This is a genomic window from Brevibacterium renqingii (genome assembly GCF_017808105.1).
Lineage (GTDB): Bacteria > Actinomycetota > Actinomycetes > Actinomycetales > Brevibacteriaceae > Brevibacterium > Brevibacterium renqingii.
Genome location: NZ_JADBHF010000027.1, coordinates 1 through 1,310, shown reverse-complemented (window position 1 = coordinate 1,310; position 1,310 = coordinate 1). Strand labels below are relative to the sequence as shown.

General features: G+C 59.4%; 1 protein-coding gene. It reads right to left on the bottom strand.

Annotation, left to right across the window (positions count from 1 at the left end; translation table 11 throughout):
* Nucleotides 1–50: 50 nt before the first annotated feature.
* Nucleotides 51–1,217, bottom strand: a complete 1,167-nt coding sequence (locus tag IHE57_RS16135) for an IS1249 family transposase (protein WP_209374679.1) — start codon at nucleotides 1,215–1,217, stop codon at nucleotides 51–53.
* Nucleotides 1,218–1,310 lie beyond the last annotated feature (93 nt).

Below are 1,310 nucleotides of genomic sequence, written 5' to 3'. Positions count from 1 at the left end.
GGGTTATAGGCCAAAATGTGTGTATGGGCAGGGCGTGTCGATGCTGGTCTTCACTGGGATCTGCCGCCCCAGCCCTTCTGGATCCCATTGCCATCTTCGACACTGAATCCCGTCCCGTAGAGAAGATTCGTCTCCTTGCGGCCCGTCTCGGGTTTCACCGCCTTCGGGACGCTGCGCGATTGTGTCCATGCTCGTGGAGTAACGAAAGACCACGGGTCTTTGGGTGCCTCGGTACGTAGATACAACAGCCAGTCGACTCCACGGCGGGCATGGTCGATGTCGAGTCCTCGATGGGCTCGCAGGAAGTCCTTGATCGCTTTGTTCGGGCTGCCCTCTAATGGGTTCGTGGTCTTCGCGATCGTGTAGCCGTCTTCGGCTAGTTCGAGCCACGTGAACAGGTGGTTGTCACGGATTAGCCCTGCCAGCAGGTTGTGGGCTCGACGGGTCCTGATATGCGTGTACCACCAGTGCTGTCCCGGCTTCACGTGTGCTGGTCGCAGTGTTCCTGGCCGCACCTGGGTGCGGTGTTTGAGGAACGATTCCCACTGTGCTTCCCAGGAGGTGAACGCGGCCATCCACCTCGCAGCCTCGTCGAGGCTGGTGACCTTCGACAGCAGCTTGAACAGGCCGAGGAGTTCCTTGTTCGCCGGCAAGACGGGCCGCCTGGTCAGGTACCGATGCGCGGCCTGTCGGATGTGGAAGTGACACCGTTGGATGCGGGTGGTTGGCCAGAGTCGCTTGATCGTTGTCGTCAATGGTCCGTTGCCATCGACGATCGCCGCAACAGGGGCAGGAATGCGGCGGATGAGAGCTGTCCAGGACGCGTTCTTCTCCTGGTCGCACCATTGCCAGTCGATGACGTGGGTGCCGGTGTAGGCGATCAGCACGCACCAGCCGTTGAAGTAGGTGCCGTCGAGCATGATTTGGTCATGGACTTCGCCTGTCGGAGCCACCCTGGGGGTCACGGTCCAGCACCATTGGATCTTTCGGGTGAAGGTGCGCGGGCTGGTAGCGAAATCGCCTCGTGGCTGCGTGCTGGTCAGCCATGCGATGAAGCTAGTGAAGTCTGCCTTCTTCGCTGAATCGGTGCGCGTCTGAATTGCTGAGGAGCCGCAGTGTTTGCACCGCCATCTGGTGCGTCCGGCACTGGTTTTGCCGTTCTTGACGAGCTTGTTTGCACATACACCACATATGGGGTGATTTCTGGGATTGGGCACTGAACATGGTTGCAGAGCATGTTCAACCCGGTCTTGCCCTACTGGCTACTGGGCAAGCAGGCTATCCTGTACACACATTTTGGCCTATAACCC